Origin of the sequence: Stutzerimonas xanthomarina DSM 18231, assembly GCF_900129835.1 — a bacterium.
GTDB lineage: Bacteria > Pseudomonadota > Gammaproteobacteria > Pseudomonadales > Pseudomonadaceae > Stutzerimonas > Stutzerimonas xanthomarina.
Genome location: NZ_FQXA01000011.1, coordinates 14,975 through 31,713, shown reverse-complemented (window position 1 = coordinate 31,713; position 16,739 = coordinate 14,975). Strand labels below are relative to the sequence as shown.

At 61.1% G+C, this 16,739-nt stretch carries 17 protein-coding genes; 14 read left to right on the top strand and 3 right to left on the bottom strand.

The genetic code is table 11. The annotated features are described in order from the left end of the window. The first annotated feature begins 59 nt into the window (after positions 1-59). Positions 60-878 carry a shikimate dehydrogenase gene (gene aroE / locus BUE09_RS19625; protein WP_073303762.1) on the top strand — a complete coding sequence of 273 codons (819 nt, stop codon included), beginning with the start codon at positions 60-62 and terminating at the stop codon, positions 876-878. Positions 879-885: 7 nt separating this feature from the next. Here aroE and BUE09_RS19620 read toward each other — a convergent pair whose 3' ends face one another. Continuing rightward, the gene (locus tag BUE09_RS19620) at positions 886-1,497 is read right to left on the bottom strand and encodes an NAD(P)-dependent oxidoreductase (RefSeq protein WP_073303759.1); all 612 of its coding nucleotides are present in this window, start codon (positions 1,495-1,497) and stop codon (positions 886-888) included. 15 nt (positions 1,498-1,512) lie between these two features. Next, complete coding sequence (locus BUE09_RS19615; protein WP_019341475.1) at positions 1,513-1,824, bottom strand: glycine zipper domain-containing protein; 312 nt, start codon at positions 1,822-1,824, stop codon at positions 1,513-1,515. Between the two features lie 418 nt (positions 1,825-2,242). Between BUE09_RS19615 and pbpG the strand changes: the two genes are divergently transcribed. The 13 genes from pbpG to BUE09_RS19555 all read left to right on the top strand — a co-directional run bounded on the left by pbpG (position 2,243) and on the right by BUE09_RS19555 (position 14,704). Then, positions 2,243-3,184 (top strand): D-alanyl-D-alanine endopeptidase, encoded by a 942-nt coding sequence (pbpG, locus tag BUE09_RS19610; RefSeq protein WP_073303832.1) that lies wholly within the window; start codon positions 2,243-2,245, stop codon positions 3,182-3,184. A 255-nt stretch (positions 3,185-3,439) separates the two neighbouring features. After that, positions 3,440-5,509, top strand: coding sequence for a maltose alpha-D-glucosyltransferase (gene treS / locus BUE09_RS19605; RefSeq protein ID WP_073303757.1), 2,070 nt, complete (start codon positions 3,440-3,442; stop codon positions 5,507-5,509). Positions 5,510-5,652: 143 nt separating this feature from the next. Then, a complete protein-coding gene (locus tag BUE09_RS20530) occupies positions 5,653-5,850 on the top strand; it encodes a hypothetical protein (protein WP_197675241.1) in 198 nt (65 codons plus the stop codon). Positions 5,851-6,007: 157 nt separating this feature from the next. After that, positions 6,008-6,205, top strand: a complete 198-nt coding sequence (locus BUE09_RS19595) for a DUF2934 domain-containing protein (RefSeq protein ID WP_073303829.1) — start codon at positions 6,008-6,010, stop codon at positions 6,203-6,205. Between the two features lie 181 nt (positions 6,206-6,386). Then, a complete protein-coding gene (locus tag BUE09_RS19590) occupies positions 6,387-8,432 on the top strand; it encodes a hybrid sensor histidine kinase/response regulator (RefSeq protein WP_073303754.1) in 2,046 nt (681 codons plus the stop codon). 271 nt (positions 8,433-8,703) lie between these two features. Further along, the gene (locus tag BUE09_RS19585) at positions 8,704-9,702 is read left to right on the top strand and encodes an NAD(P)H-quinone oxidoreductase (RefSeq protein ID WP_073303752.1); all 999 of its coding nucleotides are present in this window, start codon (positions 8,704-8,706) and stop codon (positions 9,700-9,702) included. Between the two features lie 278 nt (positions 9,703-9,980). Further along, positions 9,981-10,535: a hypothetical protein gene (locus BUE09_RS19580; RefSeq protein ID WP_231975552.1), complete on the top strand. Its 555-nt coding sequence runs from the start codon at positions 9,981-9,983 to the stop codon at positions 10,533-10,535. A 51-nt stretch (positions 10,536-10,586) separates the two neighbouring features. After that, positions 10,587-11,090, top strand: a complete 504-nt coding sequence (locus BUE09_RS19575; RefSeq protein ID WP_073303750.1) for a DUF1643 domain-containing protein — start codon at positions 10,587-10,589, stop codon at positions 11,088-11,090. A gap of 465 nt (positions 11,091-11,555) precedes the next feature. Beyond that, positions 11,556-12,074 carry a hypothetical protein gene (locus tag BUE09_RS20220; RefSeq protein WP_143164691.1) on the top strand — a complete coding sequence of 173 codons (519 nt, stop codon included), beginning with the start codon at positions 11,556-11,558 and terminating at the stop codon, positions 12,072-12,074. 240 nt (positions 12,075-12,314) lie between these two features. Continuing rightward, positions 12,315-12,698 carry an ACT domain-containing protein gene (locus tag BUE09_RS19570; protein ID WP_073303747.1) on the top strand — a complete coding sequence of 128 codons (384 nt, stop codon included), beginning with the start codon at positions 12,315-12,317 and terminating at the stop codon, positions 12,696-12,698. 110 nt (positions 12,699-12,808) lie between these two features. After that, complete coding sequence (locus BUE09_RS19565; protein WP_073303745.1) at positions 12,809-13,375, top strand: DUF1993 domain-containing protein; 567 nt, start codon at positions 12,809-12,811, stop codon at positions 13,373-13,375. A 244-nt stretch (positions 13,376-13,619) separates the two neighbouring features. Further along, positions 13,620-14,183, top strand: coding sequence for a nicotinamide riboside transporter PnuC (gene pnuC / locus BUE09_RS19560; RefSeq protein WP_073303743.1), 564 nt, complete (start codon positions 13,620-13,622; stop codon positions 14,181-14,183). Next, entirely contained in the window at positions 14,180-14,704 is a 525-nt protein-coding gene (locus BUE09_RS19555; RefSeq protein WP_073303741.1) for an AAA family ATPase, read from the top strand. The genes pnuC and BUE09_RS19555 overlap by 4 nt, the downstream gene beginning before the upstream one ends. A 114-nt stretch (positions 14,705-14,818) precedes the next feature. Here the strand turns inward: BUE09_RS19555 and BUE09_RS19550 are convergent, their stop codons facing one another. Beyond that, a complete protein-coding gene (locus BUE09_RS19550; RefSeq protein ID WP_073303739.1) occupies positions 14,819-16,636 on the bottom strand; it encodes a bifunctional metallophosphatase/5'-nucleotidase in 1,818 nt (605 codons plus the stop codon). Positions 16,637-16,739: the final 103 nt, after the last annotated feature.

Below are 16,739 nucleotides of genomic sequence, written 5' to 3'. Positions count from 1 at the left end.
TGCGTCGGTCAGGCCACGCGTGACGGGTTAAAAACATATTGGAAGCGGAGTAACTGTTGATGGACCGCTACGGCGTCTTTGGTAACCCCATCGGGCACAGCAAGTCGCCCCAGATCCACCGTCTGTTTGCCGAACAGACCGGGCAGGTGCTCAGTTACGAGCCCTTGCTGGCGCCGCTGGAAGACTTTCCTGGCTTTGCCAAAGGCTTTTTCGAGACGGGTCTGGGCGCCAATGTCACCGTGCCGTTCAAGGAACAGGCGTTTCGCCTTGCCGACCAGCTGAGCGAGCGCGCCCAACGTGCCGGGGCGGTGAACACCTTGACGAAGCTCGAAGACGGTCGCCTGCTCGGCGACAACACCGACGGCATCGGTCTGGTCCGCGATCTGCTGGATAACGCCGGCGCCAGCCTGCAAGGCAAGCGGATTCTGCTGTTGGGTGCTGGGGGGGCGGTGCGCGGCGTGCTCGAGCCCCTGCTGGCGCAGCGCCCTGCCGCGCTGGTCATCGCCAACCGCACCCTGGCCAAGGCCGAACAGCTGGCCGGCGAATTTGCCGAACTGGGGGCTGTGAGTGCCAGCGCTTTCGAGCAGCTGCATGGCCCGTTCGATGTGATCATCAATGGCACATCGGCCAGCCTCGGCGGCGAGCTGCCGCCGTTGGCCGATGGCCTGATCGAGCCGGGCGTCACTTTCTGCTACGACATGATGTACGGCGCGAAGCCGACGCCTTTCTGCCAATGGGCGGCTGAACGTGGCGCAACGTCTCGCGATGGGCTCGGCATGCTGGTCGAACAGGCAGCGGCGGCGTTCGAGTTGTGGCGCGGGGTACGACCGGAATCCGGCCCGATGCTGACGCAGCTGCGCAGCCAGCTCGGCGCTTGAGGGCCGCTCAGATACGGAAGTGAATTTGCTCGTGCAGGTGCTGCGGTGTTTCCAGCTCATCGACGATTCCCGCCGCGATACGCCGTAGCTGCACACGTCGATCGCTGGGGTCCAGATCGTCGATCACGCTGAAATCCTCGATCGACAGATCATCGCCATCGGCTTCGGCATCCACCACGGTCCACTTCAACGAATTCACTGCAACGCGTTGCAGCGCGGCGGCGACGCCCGGGTCGTCGCGCTTGGCGGACAGGTCTGCGACCAGCACCAGGCGCTCGACGCCGACCTTTGGCAAACCGGACAGCAGCGCATCTACAGCCTGATAAAGCTCATGTGGTTGCCCTGCAGCGGCCCCGCCCGAAGCGGTCGCCAGCGAGGGGCTGTCATACAGACAGATCACCGCATCCATCCCGGCCACACTCTGCGAGACGCTGATCGCATCGAACAGATCGCCGGTCTTGGCGCGCAATCCGGGCCGAACGGTCATCGAGTTGAGATCGTTGACCAGGGTCACAGCTTCGTGCTGTCGGCTCAGCAGCTCGCAGAGCAGCGCGTTGCCGAGGCTCGAATGCGCCCCATACAGAGCGAATTTGAGCCGGGGCGTTTCAGCATTGAGCATGACGGTGTAGCCGGATCAGCGTCGGGTGACGAGATAGCCAATCAGCGCGACCGCGCCAGCCGCCAACGCAACCGTGCTCAGCGGATGCTCGCGTGCGCAGTCCTTGGCCATGCGCCCGGCATCGCGCCCGCGGCGGGACAGGTCGTGGCAGTGCTCGTCCCAACGGTTGTCGTTCCACAACGTCTCGGCGCGCGAGCGCAGCGCATTGAAACGACTACGCGACCCGCGCGACGCGTCGTCCTTGAGGTCATCGAGCGCAGCCATGAGGTTGTGGATTTCGCGCTCGATTTCGTCGCGGGTGGTAGGCGTGCGGCTAAAGCGGGACATATGTGTTCTCCCTTGAAATGTACGGTTTGGACTCTGCGAAGCGGTGAAGGTGCGCTCGGCCGTGCCCAATCAAAACACCAGACTGCTATGAGGGGACCTGCCGAAGGCAGCCGGGTTCCGCTGGTCGGCTCGGCTGTGGCGAAAAGCCGCGCGGCCGATAACGGTTTGGGCGGCGAGCCCGACACTCGACAGCAGCGCAGCGCATCTTGTTCTACGCTTTGAGCGGGGTCCGTTGCGTTGAACGGTCCGGGTAGCAAAACGAGCGAAACGGTCGGGGCCCTGCGCCTGGCTGATCCGCTGGAAGCGCCGAAATATAAGGGCTCGCGGCCATGTTTATGCTCGCCTTTTCCGTATAATGCGCGCCGCGTCCGTCTGCTTCGGCGCGCCTTTTTTCACTGCCAATTCATCGGTGTCCATCTTGAAGCTTCGTCATTCCATTCTCGGATTGCTGCTCGCCTGCAGCAGCGTCATGTCATCTCCCGTTTCCACCGCCGCAGCCAAGGCCCCTGCTCAGCAGGTACTGGCGTCCGGCAGCGCGCTGCTGGTTGACCTGAAGACCAACGAAATCCTCTATTCCAGCAATCCAGACGTGGTCGTGCCTATTGCCTCGGTGACCAAGCTGATGACCGCAATGGTGGCGCTGGACGCCAAGCTGCCGCTCGACCAGCGCCTGTCGGTCACCATCCGCGATGCGCGTGAGATGCAGGGCGTCTACTCGCGTGTGCGCATCGGCAGCGAAATCAGCCGCAGGGAAATGCTGCTGCTGACCCTGATGTCGTCCGAGAACCGCGCCGCCGCGAGTCTGGCGCACCATTACCCGGGCGGTTACAGCGCTTTCATCCAGGCGATGAACGCCAAGGCCAAGGCGCTGGGGATGACCCACACACGCTATGTCGAGCCGACCGGTCTGTCCGAGCAGAATGTCTCCAGCGCCAATGACCTGGTCAAGCTGCTCAAGGCCAGTCAGGCCTACCCGCTGATTGAGCAGTTCAGCACCACCAGCGAAAAGACCGTGGCCTTCCACAAGCCCAACTACACCCTGGGTTTCCGCAATACCAACGCACTGGTGCGCAAGCCTGACTGGAGCATCCAGCTGACCAAGACCGGTTTCACCAATGCGGCCGGCCATTGCCTGGTGATGCGCACGGTGATGGACAAGCGCCCGGTGGCCTTTGTCGTGCTCGACGCCTTTGGCAAGTACACCCACATGGCTGACGCCAACCGCCTGAAGAAGTGGATGGAAACCGGCAAGGTGACGCCCGTCGCGCCGGCTGCTCTGGCCTATAAGCAGCAGAAGATGGCGCAGCGTCAGCTTGCTGGCCAACCGGGCGATGCGGCGACGGTGATCGGCACGCGCTGACCGAGGCGGTACGCAAGCGCTTTGCCGCTGCGCGCCGGGTTTGGCGGCTGAGGTGAAGCCGCCGGTTGCAACGCGTTAGCGGACGTTGCGTTGAGCGGGCTCATGAAGCGCGCCGCTCGGGTGCCTCATGAGCTACCCGTCTTCGGCGCCGCGTAGAGCAACCGGCATCAGCGCGACTTTTCGATGCAACGATGCCGGGGCAGTCGACTCAAACGACTACATTCGCCCTCAGCGCAACGGGAATCGAAGGTCGTTATGAGCACGCCAGACAATACCTACATCGAGTGGCTGGAAAGCCAGTCCATGCTTCACGCCGCCCGCGAACGGGCCCGACTCTATGCCGGCCAGGCGCGGCTCTGGCAGCGACCTTACGCCCAGGCGCGGCCGCGTGATGCCAGCGCAATCTCCTCGGTGTGGTTCACCGCCTACCCCGCCGCGATCATCACGCCCGAAGGCGGCTCGGTGCTGCAGGCGCTGGGGGATGATCGTCTCTGGAGTGCGCTGTCCGAGCTTGGCGTGCAGGGCATTCACAACGGCCCGATGAAGCGTTCGGGCGGTTTGCGCGGGCGCGAGTACACACCAACCATTGACGGCAACTTCGACCGCATCAGCTTCGACATCGACCCCAACCTCGGCACCGAGGCGGAGATGCAGCAGCTCAGCCGCATGGCGGCCGCGCACAACGCCATCGTCATCGACGACATCGTGCCGGCGCACACCGGCAAAGGCGCGGATTTTCGCCTCGCCGAAATGGCCTACGGCGATTACCCCGGCCTCTACCACATGGTCGAGATCAATGAGGAAGACTGGCCCCTGCTGCCGGATGTTCCCAAGGGCCGCGATGCGATCAACCTGCCGCCGCCGGTGGTCGACCAGCTCAAGGAAAAGCACTACATCGTCGGCCAGCTGCAGCGGGTGATCTTCTTCGAGCCGGGCATCAAGGACACCGACTGGAGCGTGACTAATGTGGTGACCGGGGTCGATGGCAAGCGTCGTCGCTGGGTCTATCTGCACTACTTCAAAGAAGGCCAGCCGTCGCTGAACTGGCTCGACCCGACCTTCGCTGCCCAGCAGCTGATCATTGGCGATGCGCTCCACGCCATCGACGTTTCCGGCGCGCGGGTGCTGCGTCTGGATGCCAACGGCTTCCTCGGCATCGAGCGCCGCGCGGAAGGTACGGCCTGGTCCGAAAGCCATCCGCTGTCGGTGACCGGCAACCAGCTCATCGCGGGTGCGATCCGCAAGGCCGGAGGTTTCAGCTTCCAGGAACTGAACCTGACCATCGACGACATCGCCTCGATGTCCCACGGCGGCGCCGACCTGTCCTACGACTTCATCACCCGTCCGGCCTATCACCACGCCCTGGTCACCGGCGATACCGAGTTCCTGCGGCTGATGCTGCGCGAGGTCCACGCGTTCGGCATCGATCCGGCCTCGCTCATCCATGCGATGCAGAACCACGACGAGCTGACCCTGGAGCTGGTGCATTTCTGGACGCTGCACGCCTACGACCATTACCACTACCACGGCCAGACCCTGTCCGGCGGCATCCTCCGTGAGCACATCCGTGAAGAGATGTACGAGCGCCTGACCGGCGAGCACGCGCCGTACAACCTCAAGTTCGTCACCAACGGCGTGTCCTGCACCACCGTCAGCGTGATCACGGCGGCGCTGGGCATCCGCGACCTCAATACCATCACCGCAGCCGACATCGAACAGATCCAGCGCCTGCATATCCTGCTGGTGATGTTCAACGCCATGCAGCCCGGCGTGTTCGCCCTCTCCGGCTGGGATCTGGTCGGTGCACTGCCATTGGAAGCCGAGCAGGTCGAGCACCTGATGACCGAAGGCGACACCCGCTGGCTGCACCGCGGCGGCTACGACCTGGCCGATATCGCGCCCGAGGCCGAGACCTCCAGCGAAGGCCTGCCCAGGGCGCGCTCGCTATATGGCAGCCTGGTCGAGCAACTGCAGAACGGAGGTTCTTTTGCCTGCCAGCTCAAGCGCATCCTCAGCGTGCGCCGCGCCTACGACATCGCGGCGAGCAAGCAGATCCTGATTCCGGACGTTCAGGCGCCCGGGTTGCTGGTCATGGTTCATGAACTGCCGGCCGGCAAGGGTGTGCAGATCACCGCGCTGAACTTCAGCGCCGAGACCATCAGTGAAACGGTCGTCCTGCCCGGCATCGCGCCCGGCCCGGTGGTCGACATCATTCACGAAAGCATCGAAGGCGACCTGACCGAAAACGGCGAGATGACCTTTAACCTCGACCCGTACGAAGGCCTTGCCCTGCGCGTGGTCAGCGCCGCGTCACCGGTGCTCTGAGCCGCGGCGGGTGATGGAACGCCTCCCATCAACCGGGTCCCGCGTATCGCTGACGGACGCCCGCAGGGTGTGGCCGTCCTCGCGACGTCGATCAGGCCCAGCCACGGCAGATCGCCGAACGCCTGTGCGCGACGCTGCAGGACATGTCCTGTGGCGCGCTGCGCACCACCTCCTCCGTGAGCGTTGCGCCCTACCCGCGGGATAGCGATTCGGCCCTCGCCCTGCTGCTGCGTGTGGACGAAGCACTGGATGCAGCCAGGCGCGCCATGACGTTCTCGGTCAGCGCTCTGGCCGAGCGGATGGCCGAACTCTTCAAGCCTTCATCAGCGTTTCGCGGCTGAATTCCGACCCTTTAACTAGGGCTTTCGTCGGCTTCCCGCCTCTGCACTGGAACCATCCGCCCGCTACTCGCCTCTGCTAGATACCCGGTGTGAAAGCACCGAACCGAGCCGAGACGCTTTGCAACGGCGCTTCGGCCAGCACAGCGAGGGTAATGACATGACCGACGAACAGCGCGTCCGCGAACGCGCCCACGAAATCTGGGAGGCCAAGGGTCGTCCCGAAGGCCAGGAGCAAGAGCACTGGGCGCAGGCCCGTGACGAGTTGGAGCCCTTCTACAAGGAAGGCGATGCTACCGCTGGCAGCATCGAAAGCAGCGTTGCGATTCCGATGCCCAGGCGCGAAGACAGCAAATGACTTGTGCCTGGCTCAGGGCCGGTGATGCCCCAGGCATCGCCGGCCCCGGCGCGATGTCCGTCAGGCCCGCGGGCTCGGCTCAGGCCCGTCACATGCAGTGATGGGAACCCTGCCGCCACTTGGCTCTGTCGGTAGTCTCGCTGCCCGGCGCCAAAACCACCAAAAAGGCCCGACCGTCCTGATGAAACAACCCTTTGACCTCAAGGCAATCTTCGAAGCCCTTCCCAACCTCAATCTGGTGCTCTCCGCCGACCCGGATTTCATCATGCTGGCGGCGAGTGACGCGCGGCTGCGGGCCACCAATATCAGCCGCGAGGATTGCATCGGCCGTTCGATTTTCGAGGTCTTCGGCAACAACCCGGACGAAACGGCAGGATCGGGCGCCGGTGTGCTGCGCGCCTCGCTGGAGCGCGTGCTGCAGACGCGTGCGCCTGATCGGATGGCGACCACCAAATACGACATTCGCCGGCATGCGTCCGACGGAGGTGGCTTCGAAGTGCGTTACTGGAGTCCGATCAACGTGCCGGTGCTGGACGAACAGGGAAATGTCACCTGCATCATCCACCAGACTCAGGATGTGACCGAGCAGGTACTCATGCAGGACGCGGCAATCCTGAGCCATTCCGAAGAGCGATTCCGCGCCGCGCTGCTGGCCTCCGGTACGGGCACCTTCAACTGGTATCCGGGCGACGGCAGTCTCTACCTCGACCGTGCGCTGGAACAGATCCTTCAGCTGCCGCTGGGGCAAACGCTCGATACCTTCGAGCGCTTTATCGAGCAGGTGCACCCGGATGACCGCTCGCAGGTGAGCCTCGCTTTCGGTAACCGAAGCCAGGTGCACGACGTTACCGTCGAGTTCCGTCTGGCCCGGCCTGACCCGGAACAGTGGCTGGCCTGCAAGGCCAAGGGCTTTCGCGATGCCCACGACGAACTCGCCTACATGGCCGGTGCATGCACCGACATCAGCGCCCGCAGACATGCCGAAGACGCGCTGCGCATCAGCGAGACCCGGCTGCGCCAGCTCAATGAAGAGCTTGAAGCCCGTGTGGCTGCAGAAGTCGCTGAGCGCAGCCATACCGAGGAAGCGCTGCGTCAGGCGCAGAAGATGGACGCCGTTGGTCAACTCACCGGCGGTATCGCCCACGACTTCAACAATCTGCTGACCGGCATTATTGGCAGTCTCGACCTGATGCAGCGGCGCCACCTGCGCGGCGAGCAAAACCTCGAGCGCTACATCGACGCCGCGGTCACTTCCGCCCAGCGCGCTGCGGCGCTGACCCAGCGGCTGCTGGCGTTCTCGCGCAGGCAAACCCTTCACCTCCAACCGGTCGACGTGAACCAGCTGGTGATCTCGCTGGAGGACCTGCTGAATCGCACCACCGGCGAAAATATCGCGCTGCAGACCAAGCTCGGCACCAGCCTGCTGCCTGCCTGTCTGGATGCCAACCAGCTGGAAAGCGCGATGATCAATCTCGTCATCAATGCGCGCGATGCCATGCCTCACGGCGGTCATATCACCGTGTCGACGTCTTCGTTCGTCATGGGCAACCGGCCCGATCCGGCCAAGCGTGGCCTGACCGAGGGCGAATACATTCTGCTTAGCGTGACCGACACCGGCACCGGCATGAGGCCTGAAGTGATCGAGCGCGCCTTCGAGCCCTTTTTCACCACCAAGCCGATCGGCCAGGGCACCGGCCTCGGCCTCTCGATGGTTTACGGCTATATCAAACAGGTCAAAGGCTACATACAGATCGAGTCTAGGCCCTTCGATGGCACCAGCGTGCACCTCTACCTGCCGGTCCACCGCGGCGAAACCACGCTTGAGGAGGTTGAGCCTGAACGCACGCCGCAGGGCACTGGCGAAACCATTCTGGTCGTCGAGGACGAACCCGTGGTCCGCTCGCTGGTGGTCGAAGTGCTCAACGACCTGGGCTACGAGACACTGGAAGCCGGCGAAGCCTCCGAGGCGCTGTTGATCACCGAAAGCCAGCAGCGGATTGACCTGATGGTCTCCGACGTCGGCCTCCCCGGCATGAACGGCCGGCAGCTGGCCGAAATCGTTCGCCAGCAACGCCCGGGCCTGAAAGTGCTCTTCGCCACCGGTTACGCCGAGAGCTTCGCGGCCAACGACATCCTCGGCCCGGACATGGCCGTGATGACCAAGCCGTTCGCCATCGATGCCTTCGCCCTCAAGGTCGGCGAGATGCTCGGCACACCTGCAGGCTGAATGCAGCGACGGAGTGGCGTTTTCCGGCCATATGGGTTGAGTTGCGCCGGCCAACGTAGAGCCTCGGCGCCGCGTTTCAGCGAAGCGCATTGATCACCTTGCGCAATCAAGGTTGGCTCCGTGGCGCACGCGCACTACCGTGTACCGACCAGACCATTTCAATCAATGCGGCCATGAACCCCTGAGCAGCTGGCGAGCAAGCGTCAGGCTGTTTCAGCAGGACCGAACGCAGCCGCTCAACGGCCCCGGCCCCACGAAAGGAGAAACACTGATGAGTGCAGAAACCATGCGTCATATCGATCACCGCCCCGGCGGCGGCGCCGAATGCCTGCGGATGGCCGAAGGCCCGGTGCCCGAGCCCGGTCCGCACGACGTCCTGGTGCGGGTGGCCTACGCTGGCATCAATCGCCCGGACGTGTTTCAGCGCTCCGGCAGCTACCCGCCGCCACCCGACGCCTCGCCGCTGCTCGGCCTGGAAATCTCCGGCGAAATCGTCGCGCTCGGCGCTGACGTCAGCGGCTGGAAAGTCGGCGATCAGGTCTGCGCCCTAACCCCCGGCGGCGGCTACGCCGAATACTGCGTGGCGCCAGCCGAACACTGCCTGCCAGTGCCTGCCGGGCTGTCATTGCTGGAAGCGGCGGCGCTGCCGGAAACCTACTTCACCGTCTGGAGCAACGTGTTCGAGCGCGGTGCCCTGCAACCCGGCGAAGCCTTCCTGGTGCACGGCGGCTCCAGCGGCATCGGTCTGACCGCCATCCAGCTCGCCAAGCAATTCGGCGCCACTGTCTACACGACGGTTGGCAGCAGCGAAAAAGCCGACGCCTGCCGGCGTGCCGGTGCGGACCGGGTGATCAACTACCACGAAGAAGACTTCGTCGAGGTGCTCAAACAGGCCACCGACGGCAACGGCGTCAACGTCATCCTCGACATGGTCGGCGGCGACTACATCCCCCGCAACATCAAATCCCTCGCTGTGGAAGGCCGCCTGGTGCAGATCGCCTTCCTCAAAGGCAGCCGTGTCGAACTCGACACCGCACCGATCATGCGCAAGCGCCTCACCTTCACCGGCTCCACCCTGCGCCCCCGCAGCCGCGCGGAAAAAGCCGACATCGCCAAGGCGCTGCAGGACAAGGTTTGGCCGCTGCTCGACCAGGGCCTCTGCCACCCCGTCATCCACGCCACCTTCCCCCTCGAAGAAGCCGCCGAAGCGCACCGGCTGATGGAGAGCAGCAAGCACATTGGGAAGATTATGTTGGGGGTTGGGCAGTAGCGGCTGGGACTGGGTCGGTAACTACCGGCCCTTGCGGGACTGCTGACCAGTTGCTGATGAAATGGCGGAAGTCCGGCCGGTTAGCGCAATGGGGTATAACATTCCGGGCAGGTTCCGATAACGTTAAAGTGCCCATGCTAGAGCTGTTTGGCTAGCCAACATCGCGAATGTTATACACCTGACCCGTCGGGCGTCTTATACGCCACTTGGTGTCTAATTGTAGTTAGAGGTCTATGCGGCTTATGCAATTGACACAAAAGTTAATCGAAAAATTCTGCATGAATACTCTCAGCGCCACAGGCATGCTTTACAGAGAAAAGCTATATGGGCAAATGCTAGTTCTACTGTATTCATCCATCGATTCCATGGGCCTGCTTGACGCTCGTCCTACTCAAACAAGCGCCTCAGGAGAGTCATTCAAAAACTGGGTAAAAAAATGCCTCCTGACATACCCGGGCCTTGAATATAACGAAGTTGACCTTTGGGCTGCTCGCTGCGCCGTTTTGCACACGTTCACCTCAGAGTCCGACTTATCGAAAGGAGGTAGAGCCCGAGAGGTTCAGCATTACTCCGGCCCTAAAGACTCTCCCATGGCTAAAGCTTTTGTGGCTGCTACAAAGACCATCGACAATGGCAAACATGTCCATGCTCACATTGAAGACACTTACCTCGCATTCCTTGAGGCACTGAAGGTCTTTCCGAAAGATCTATTGAATAACTCCGGTAAAGATCCAGCGTATGAGGCGCGGCTTCACAAAGTCTTGCAGCAGTTCGCGTTGTTGACCTCTAACAACGCGCTAAAATCGCGCACTTCGTTTGCTGGGACGGGCTAAAGCCCTCCCCTTAGCTTAATCGTTAAATGTCAGCCAGAGACGAGGTTGGAAATGGTATTCAAGCATATCAATGGAGTTGTAGCCGAGGCTCAGTTCTCTCCTTGTGGCCGCTACAGATATCGATTGACGATTGATCGAGAAGATTCGATGGGGGATCGCAGCGTATCTGTCATTATGCAGAATCCGAGCGTCGCCAATTCTGAAGTTGCAGACAGATCTGTCCAGTTTCTGGAAAATCTGATTTTCAACAAAGACTATGATGAGTTCAATGGCGTCAAACGCATAATCGTCGTTAACCAGTTCGCTTTGATTCAAACGAATGATTTTGAAGGCGTTGACGATCACATTGGCATCGAAAATGACCGCCATATAGAAAATGCTCTCAATGAGTCTGATATTGTTCTTATTGCCTGGGGCGCCGGGAACCCTTATCTAGAACGGCAGAAAGCCATCACTTCGATGCTTACACAACATTGCGGGAAGAGGCTTCTGAAGACTAAAAAGCACCCGTCCCGTGGCTCATATAAAGATTTCGTCGAGCCACTCCACATTTAACAATTCGCGTAAGGCGGACGGACGTCCCTGACGGGCCGCCGCTTCGCTCCGCTTTATGTGTCAGAACGGATGTAGTATGACCGAGGAAGAAATTGATGAGCAGATCTGCATAGAAAGAGTGAATGATCTAATTTGCTCTCGCACAAGCGAAGTCGTGAGAGTCGGAGAAAAATTTTATTGTGTGCATTGCCACGCAAAAGATCGTCGCATCACACAACTGCGACCGCTAAGAAACGAAATAAATAAATTCAGCTGTGTTTATTGTTCCTCGCCCACCAAGCACTGGCACCAGTGATCGATAAGAAAAATTGGAATACAAGTTCTTTGCAATAGTTTTGACTCGCGCTGTCAATGCAAATCTGGGCGATTGCAGGAGCTGAGTGCAGCACATAACAAGCGGTTCAAATCGCTCGCTGGGACGGGCGAAAGCCCGCCGCTTAACCAGACGTTAGGGTATTTATCAAAATGGAACTTGACGAGATAGCTGTAAATTACTATCACGAGTCTCTAGCTCTAGCACAGAAATCGCTAATTTCTGGCATCACTATTTCGGCGGTTGCTTATTTAGTTGCAATATCTGGAATAGGAAAATCTTCATACTCAATACCTTTTATTGGCATTGAAGTAGAGTCGTTGAGTTATTTTTCTATATCGCTTCTATGTTTGTATTTCGCTTGTGGCATGCTGTGCATGCACGGCATGGAAAAAGCTGATACAAACTGGAAGCTTGTCTCAGACGCTGATCTTTCGGCCAGACTGCTTCAAACGCCTAATATATTAATGGCGAAAAGCATATCAAAAGCATTTTTGTATGGTGGTCTATTCATGGTGGGAGCCTTGTTGTCTGCAAAGATTCTTAATCTTGAAGGTTGGAGGGTTTCTATAGTTGGCAGTATTGTGAGCGCTCCTTATTTCTTGGCCCTTAGAACGTCCGCATATTTCAAAAAACCTTCGCCCCATAAGAGTACGGACAACCCTAACTAGCAAAGTAGCCTGGACGAAACGCGTGGAAAAGGCTCCGCCGTTTTCCACCCTACGTGATGCCAAGGCCCGGCGGAGCAGGCGAGGGTCGTGGCGTAGGGTGGACAACGCTTCGCTTGTCCAAGCGTTGCTGCCTGATGGTGACGCCTGGGTAAAAGGACCTATTTTTCTTCTGCCGTTAGTTGGCGGGTCGCCTATTTCTTACCGTCGCGGCCCACTCGCTAAATCACCAGGTGACATGACATGAACCACGCCTTTGCTGTACTCACCCAGGGCTTCGTGATTGCACAGTTGGAGCCGGATGCTGACCTGCCGAACGAGGTTTTGGCGTCACCAGGCTTTATGTCGATCACCTGGACGGATGATGAGCTTTCGATGGTCTGCGCTGAGGGTGTCGCAACCGGTTTAGCCCGAGTGGACAGCGGTTGGCGCGTGATCAAGGTGCAGGGTCCGTTCGCCTTTGATCAGACGGGTGTCCTGGCCTCCTTCCTTGACCCGCTCGCGGCTGCCGCTATCGGAATTTTCGCGGTGAGCACGTTCGATACCGACTACATATTGGTCAAGTCGATGAATCTCGAAAATGCCGTGCAGGTTTTGAAAGACGCGGGTCACCGCCTCCTGGGCTGATAACTCGCAGTAGGGAAAAGCGAACGGTTATTTACCTTTCAGTTAGTTAGCTTCATAACACCCTGTCACTTTCTTCGACGTAGCCGCTCAATCCCACAAGGTGTGAAGCCATGCAGCTAACGACACTGCTCGTCCCAACTTATACCCAAATGCTCAAAACCCTCTCAGGCTGGCTAAAGAAGGCGCAGGTCCAGCTACCGGAAGCAGAGGCACAAGCACTGTTATCCGCACGTTTGGCGCCCGACATGTATCCGCTGTCGACTCAGGTTCGCTTTGCCTGTGTGCAGGCGCGAGAAGCCGTGTGCCGGCTGAGGGGAGAGGCGTTTCCGCCTACTATCAACGAGCTGCTGAACGAGGGACGTCAGGCTGTCAAAAGCCCCGGATCGCTCGCTGATGCTCATGCGCGGATCGATGAGACGGTCGCGTTGCTCGACGGCCTCGCAGCCGATGCGCTCGATGTAGGCGGGGATAAGCCCATCGCCCATGAACTCCCGAACGGGATGGTCTTGGATCTGACCGCAGACCAATACGTCCGTGACTGGACGCTGGGCCAGTTCTATTTTCACGTCATGACTGCGTATTCGATATTGCGCAAAGAAGGAATCAATCTCGGCAAGGCGGATTATGTGGCGCACCTGCTGCCCTATGTGCGTCCGGAAACGATTCCGAAGGGCTAGCAAAGTTGCTGGGACGTGGCGCGTGGAAAAGGCTTCGCCGTTTTCCACCCTACGCAACGGCCGGGCTCCGACGGAGCAGGCAGGAGCGGTGAAGTAGGGTGGACAATGCTTTGTTGCCCACGCGGTCATGGCTTGTACGTACGCCTCGCTCGACGTTGCACATCCAGCTAGCCAGCCAGCGGTACCTCAGCTCCAGGCACACCTGCCGTATCATGCCCGCCCGTTTCTGCTTCTGATAACCCCCATGACCACCCTCGAAATCATTGCCTCCGCACTCGGTGTGCTTTCCGTCTGGCTCACCGTGCGGCAGAACCCGCTGTGCTGGCCCATTGGGTTGGTGATGGTGTCGCTGTATGCCTGGTTCTTTTTCGAGGTACGGTTGTATTCGCAGGTGCTGCTCAACGGGGTGTTCGCCGCCATGCAGCTGTATGGCTGGTGGCAGTGGACGCGCGGCAGCAACGGTGAGGGAGGGCGGCCGGTGGTAGGCGCGACGGCGAGCGAGGTCGGTGTTGGACTCGTTGTGGCGGTGCTGTGGAGTGTCGGGTTGGGTTTGCTGATGGCGACGGTTACCGAAGCGGCCTACCCCTGGCCGGATGCGACGCTGACGGCTTTCAGCCTGCTCGCTCAGCTGTGGATGGCGCTCAAGCGCTGGCAGTGCTGGGTGTTGTGGATCGTGGTGGACACGCTCTACGTGGGCTTCTTCGTTTTTCAGGAGTACTGGCTCACCGCCGGGCTGTACGGGTTGTTCACGCTGCTGGCGGTGATGGGCCTGCACGAGTGGCGGCAGGCCAGGGGAGCGGCGCGATGAAGGTGCTGGTGCTTACCGGAGCCGAATCGACCGGCAAGAGCTGGCTGGCCGCGCGGCTGCAACAGCGCTTTGGCGGACGGGTGGTGGGCGAGTACGTTCGGCATTTCATTGACAGCGAACAGCGCGACACCTGCCTCGCCGATATTCCGGCCATCGCCCGTGGCCAACTGGTCTGGGAAGACGCCGCGCGAGACCAGCGACCGGAGCTACTGATCCTCGATACCCACCTGCTGAGCAACATGCTCTGGAGCCGGGTGCTGTTCAATGATTGCCCAGCGTGGCTGGAGGATGAACTGTTGGCGCGCCGCTACGACCAGCACCTCCTGCTCTCGCCTGAAGGGGCTGAATGGCACGCAGACGGCCAGCGCTGCCAACCGGAGGCCGCCGAGCGCTTGGGCTTTCATGACGCCTGCCGGGGCTGGTTCGAGCGGCATCAGCAGCCCTTCGTGGAGATTGCCGGTGATTGGGCCAGCCGCGAGGCCCAGGCCATCGCTCAGGTTCGGGCCTTGCTGGAGCCATAGGGCTTCAGCGGCTCGAAAGGCATTCAGCAGCTCAACCAGGTTACCTGTGTAATCCGAAAGCCCGGTGAGCATTTAGCCCACCCGGCCGTTACCACAACACAGGCGCTCTACTGGTCAGTCCAGCCGCTGAATCCGCCCTTCAACCGTCGCGGAAAATGGTTGCGGCAATGCTTCGATGTAATCGACCAGCGCATCCAGGTCCACCGCGCCGACGACACGGTTCTTGCCTTCGGTGAGGATGGTGAAGTTATCGCCGCCGCCCGCCAGGAACGAGTTGACCGTGACCCGATAGACTGCCGCCGGGTTGATGAGCGCGCCGGCGGCATCGCGTATCTCGATCACGCGGCTGCCTTCGGGGCGGCTCGTCGACCAGCTGTACCGGATGCCGGAGGGCTTGAGCAGGCGCGGGTAGCTCTGGCCGATCCACTGCTGTTCGAGCAGTGTCTTGATCTGTGCGCCGGTCAGGTCCATGGACACCAGATCGTTGGCGAATGGCTGGATGGCGAACAGTGCGCCCCATGCGACCTCGCCGCTCGCCAGATCAGCACGGATGCCGCCCGGGTTCATGAAGCTGATCTGCGCGTCGGTCGCCACACGCTGGGCATCGGCAATTAGGTTGCCCAGCGCCGATTCGCCGGCTGGCGTTTCGCTGCGGGTGATGTCGCCCTGGGCCACACCTACTACGCGCGCTACCGGCGGTTCGACGCGGGCATCGGCTCGTGCCACCAGCGCGGCCACGTTCGGGTCCGGCGAAAGACCGGCGCCCTGGTCGGCCCAGGTGGTGATTACAGCGGCGGATTTCTCCACGATGTCGCGGCTGCGGCGGCTGACCACCAGCTCGATATCGGCATAGGCGGTGCCGGCCGAGAATGCCTGGGTCACCAGGATCGGTTTGCCGTTAGCGTTGGGCACCATGGCGTTGGTGAAGCCGTGGGCGTGTCCGGAGATGACCACATCCACTTCATCATCCAGACGCTCGATAATGTTGACCACCGGGCCGGTAACCGTATCGGCTTGCGGGTTGGTCGGGCCGTCATAGCTCACCTGCCGTCCGCCCTGATGCAGCGCGACGACGATGGCGCGCACACCGTGTCGGCGCAGTTCGGCCACGGACCGGTTGATGGCGTCCGCCTCGTCGACGAAGCGCAGACCAGCCACACCGCTTGGCGAGACGATGGACGGCGTTTCCTTGAGCGCCGCGCCGATCACGCCGATGCGCACGCCGTTGCTGAAGTAGATGGAGTAGGGCGGTAACAGGGATTCGCCAGTGCTCTGGTCGATGACGTTGCTCGACACCATGGGAAAGCGTGCGCCTTGCCAGGAATCTTCAAGAAACGGGCCGTTGCGATGATTGCCGCCAATGAGCAGGCGCAGCAGCTCGGAGCGGCCGTCGTCGAACTCATGATTGCCCAGCGTACCGATCAGGTTGCAGCGCTGTTGGGCGAAGGGTTGCACGCTGCGGGGCATTCGCAGCTGGCGGCTGAATGCGCGGCAATGCGGGTTGGCCAGCAGATTGAGAAAGCTGACCGAGGGCTCGTCCTGCAACAGCGCGGAGTTGGGCGGCGAGGCGCCAACCTGATCGCCGTCGTGCACGATAAGCGTGTTGTCGTCGCTGGCAGCCTTGAGATAAGCGGCCAGCACCGCCGCACCACCGGCGGGGCGTCCGGCCACGCTGCGTGGCGACAGCTGACCATGGAAGTCGTTGATGCTGAGCAGATTGAAGGTCACCACCGGCTCGACCCGCCAGTCCGGTGCGCGCCAGCTGCGACGTTCGCTGGCCTGCCGCCGCACCTTGATTCCCTCCAGACGTTCTTCACGGTAGTCCCGCTCGATAGAACCGTGCTCGGCCTGTCCTTGCGTTTGTGCCAGCGTCGGGGCGGCGATGCCGGCCAGGCTGGCGGCGAACAACCAATCCAGGATGCGCGTGCGCATTGTTGTTTCCTCGGTGCGGTGGGGTGCGACCGAAACTAGAAAGCGCAGGTGGCAGGTTGATGACTGCATGTTGGCGTTTTTAGCGAGAGGCGACGCGCGGTTG